Annotated in this window: 2 protein-coding genes and 3 pseudogenes; 3 read left to right on the top strand and 2 right to left on the bottom strand. The window is 63.1% G+C overall.

What is annotated here, in order from left to right; translation table 11 throughout:
• Window positions 1–197: pseudogene (locus JDV09_RS25945) on the top strand (hypothetical protein); the annotation flags it as partial.
• Between the two features lie 121 nt (window positions 198–318).
• Here the strand turns inward: JDV09_RS25945 and JDV09_RS27665 are convergent.
• Window positions 319–827, bottom strand: a pseudogene (locus JDV09_RS27665) (helix-turn-helix domain-containing protein); the annotation flags it as partial.
• 110 nt (window positions 828–937) lie between these two features.
• Complete coding sequence (locus JDV09_RS25935; RefSeq protein ID WP_255606072.1) at window positions 938–1,132, bottom strand: hypothetical protein; 195 nt, start codon at window positions 1,130–1,132, stop codon at window positions 938–940.
• A gap of 352 nt (window positions 1,133–1,484) precedes the next feature.
• Between JDV09_RS25935 and JDV09_RS25930 the strand changes: the two genes are divergently transcribed.
• Both JDV09_RS25930 and JDV09_RS25925 read left to right on the top strand, forming a co-directional pair.
• Window positions 1,485–3,569: an acyltransferase family protein gene (locus tag JDV09_RS25930; protein ID WP_308124253.1), complete on the top strand. Its 2,085-nt coding sequence runs from the start codon at window positions 1,485–1,487 to the stop codon at window positions 3,567–3,569.
• A gap of 157 nt (window positions 3,570–3,726) precedes the next feature.
• Window positions 3,727–3,869: pseudogene (locus tag JDV09_RS25925) on the top strand (IS3 family transposase); the annotation flags it as partial.

The raw sequence follows: 3,869 nt of genomic DNA, 5'->3' as shown, positions 1-3,869 counted from the left end.
TCGACGGCCTCGGGGGGTGAAGTCGTCACAACCACGACATGGACTGATCCTGCCGGTGCGCCCCGGCCTGCCGGTGGAGGCCACCCACGACTACCAGCGCATCGGGACGACCACTTTGTTCGCGGCACTCGAGATCGCCACCGGCAAGGTCACCGACCGCTGCTACGACCGGCGGCAAAGCCGAACTCCTCGATTTCCGGAACAAGAGGACTCTGATTATGCCGACTGGTTTCCACGGATTGGTTGCTGTTTAATGCCTTCCACCCGGTGCGGCATAACCGCTAAGTCGGCATAAGACGCGTTATGCCGAGTTCGGCATAACGCGTCGCCGACCCACAGTTCGTTGGGGTCGGCGGCTTCGAACCGGCCGAACACCTCATTGCTCTGCCCGGCGGTAGGGCCCATCAGCTCACAGCGGTGGAAATGACGCAGCAGGGTCGACTCCGAGGGCGCCCACCCGGTCGCGGTGCGCAGGATGCGGGCCACTTGCGCGGCCGTGTGCGACGGGTTCTCCCGCTTCAGCGAGGCCGCCAACTCCAGCACCTGGACATCGGTGCAGGTCGCCAGCCGGCGCGGTTCGGGCACCAATGCTTCGAACCCGCCGGACCGGTAACGCCGGATCCAGCGATCCAGCGATCCAGCGTGGCGCGGGCGATCTGCACCTGGGTGCCGAACGGGTCGGTATGGCGGCGTTCGGCGATCTCGCGGACCAGCCGGCCGCGCTGCCGGGTCGACAATCCCGCCTCCAGAGCAGGGCAGATCACCTGATAGCGAAACAACCCGATCGAATTCGCCCGTTCCCGACGCTTGTGCTCCTCCAACGACACCGCAGGGTGCTCCTCACAGTCGATGGCCCTGCCCGAAACCGATGCTGGGCAGGTGCCTTCGCGAGGATCACCGATCACCGCGCCGGCGCATCAGGGGCAACTGGTGTTGCTCACAGGCCCCGAGCAGACGGCGGCCAGTCCGCTGACAACAACCGGCCCCCGCTGACGGCCACCACCACCTGCGCCGGCGTCACCGCGCCCACCAACCCAGCCGGCCCGAACCGCTGACCGATCGCCGCGACCGCGACCCTGACCGCGGCCACCACGTCACGCCCACCACAGCCGAACCCGTCGGGAATCGCCACTTCGATACCGGTATGCCCCGCGACTTCGATGAACCACGCCCGGATCGCTTCCAGCCGTCTGCCAGCCCGACGCAACCAACCCCGCACCGTGGCCGCCGGCACTGCCACGCGCTCAGCGATCCGGCGGTGCCCCCACCCCCGTGCCCGTAGCGACAACGCACTCCAGACACAACGAGGTCCGACGACTCTTCGACGCCATACTGCTGACCAGCCGACACACTGTCGCGACCCTGTTGGCCTGGTCACGATGGCGAAGGGCGACGCCAATGCCGAGCCCGCCAATCCCACTACCGACGACGCGAAAACCGATGATCCAGATCTACGGCTGCAGTACTAAGGTAGTATAACCCCGGTGCGGGGGGATGACATCACGTTGCTCCGCGATGAGTCGGACAACCAGGCAGTGGGCGCACGCCGTACCATCGCAGGCGACCGACGTTCGGACCTTCAGGGGATGCGCGCGGTCGCGGTCCTAGCGGTCTTCGGGAATCACCTGTTCAATTGGCCATCGGGTGGATTCGTCGGCGTCGATGTGTTTTTCGTCCTCAGCGGCTTTTTCATCACCGGACTCCTAATCCGGGAGAGGACCACAACGGGCAAGCTGTCCTTCCGATACTTCTACGTCCGCCGCGTAAGGCGGATTTTGCCGTCCGCCGTACTCGTGCTCGTCGCGACCGTGGTCGGTTCGTACCTCCTGTTCCCCGCGATCCGTGCAAGAGAGACGCTCGTCGATGCGCTGTACGCCGCGATATTCGTCTCGAACTTCCGCTTCGAAGAGATCGGGGCCGACTACTTTCAGCGAGATCAGCCGCCGTCACCCCTGCAGCACTACTGGTCGCTATCGATCGAAGAGCAGTTCTACTTCGTCTGGCCTTTCCTACTCGTGCTGATCTTCGCACTAACGCGTGGGCTTCGGCGTAAGGGCAACGCATGGACTCGACAGTGGGCGTTGTTCAGCGCCATGGCCGTTGTCGTCGCCGCGTCCTTCGTACGGGCTATGCTCCTCTCGGCGGATGAACCGAACGCCGCATATTTTTCGACGTCCACCCGGGTCTGGGAACTTGGTGTCGGCGCCCTAGCGGCGATCGCCGGACCCTGGCTCGCACGCATGCCATCTGCGGTCCGACCAGGACTCGCGTATCTCGGCCTCGCAGGTGTGCTGGGATCACTATTCCTGATCGATTCAACTGTCCAGTTCCCTGCACCGTGGGCAGCATTACCTGTTCTGTCGACGGCGCTTGTAGTCGCCTCATTCCACGGCGCTGAGGTCCGCGGGATGTTCCCGCTGACCAACCCGGTCGCCCGCTTCTTCGGTGACACCAGCTATACCCTGTATCTCTGGCACTGGCCCGTAATCATCTTGCTATTAACCGTGATTCCGAAGAGCCCGCTGTTCTACGGCGTTTCGCTCGCCCTCGCCCTAGGGCTCACCACGGTCACTTACTACTTCTATGAGAACCCGATCCGGAAGTCGGATTGGTTGCTCGACAAACCCGCCCCCCGGGATCGCCGAATGCCGACACTGACTACATCGAGTTGGGCACTCGTCGGCTTTCTCATTTTCGCGCTGATCGTGGTGTCGATCCTCGGTGTCCGGTTCGACGACAAGCGATCCATTGCCTCGCATGATGATGAAGAGTTGGTCGACCTAGGCCCGTGCGGCGGCGCGGCCGCGATGATGGATCATCGTTGTGAACTGTGGAATCCAGACGTGCCGTTAACGCCCGGCATCGACAAGTTCTCCAAAGACGGGGGAAAGGGCACTTGCTGGACCGCAGCGAAACAAGAACTGAATTCCTGCACCTTGGGGTACAAGGGTGATGACGCCACCCGCATCGCGCTCGTAGGTGACTCGCACGCGCAACGGCTAATTGACGCCCTGTCGCCGTTCCTCATCCAGAACAAGTGGCAGCTCACCACCTACGTCGGATGGGGTTGCGCTTGGCGAGACCCACCTCAAGCCTCATGCAAGGTCGCGATGGCAGACATCCAAAAGGAGCTCCTCGCGCACCCCTACGATCTTGTACTCACTCAGTCGTATCGCAAGTATGGCGGAAATGCTGAAAACTATACGAAAGCATGGGCACCGGTCGCCGCAGCCGGCAGTCGAATCGCTGTTGTTGAAGACAATCCCGAAGTCAGCGAGGATTCTCTGGCCTGCCTGACACGAGCCTTCGGCGGTGATGTAGGCGACTGTGGTACGTCAAGAGCGGAGGCCTTGGCACACGCCGATCCGCTGGTCACCTCGGCCAACCTTATCGTTCCCGCTGCAACAGTGATCGACCTGACGCCGTACTACTGCACAGCCAACCGTTGCCCGTCGGTCATCGGCAACGTGATCGTGTACCAGGATAGTGGCTCCCACCTTACGGCGACGTATATCAGAACTCTCGCACCAGCCATCGTGGATGGAGTCCGACGCGCACTGGGTGCATGAGCGGGCGGTACTCGGTGACCAAACCCGACTCGGGTCGGCGGCGGTCAGGGTTTGTGTGCCGGCTTGGATTTGCACGGTGCGGTAGCGGTGTAGGGTCCGGACGTGAATCGCCCTGGAAATCCCGGAGGCTCCTGACCTTGGAAACGAGGATGCAGGTATGCCGAAGGAACAGTCTGCTGGAAAGCCCACGACACGTCGCTACAGCCCCGAGGAGAAGGCCGCCGCGGTCCGGATGGTGAGGGCCCTGCGCGCCGAGTTGGGCACCACGCAGGGCACCGTGCAGCGGGTGGCCACCCAGCT

Source organism: Mycolicibacterium xanthum, from assembly GCF_019710635.1.
GTDB classification, from domain to species: Bacteria; Actinomycetota; Actinomycetes; order Mycobacteriales; family Mycobacteriaceae; genus Mycobacterium; species Mycobacterium xanthum.
Note: the sequence above shows the minus strand (reverse complement) of the source record. Positions and strands in the feature narration are given on the sequence as shown.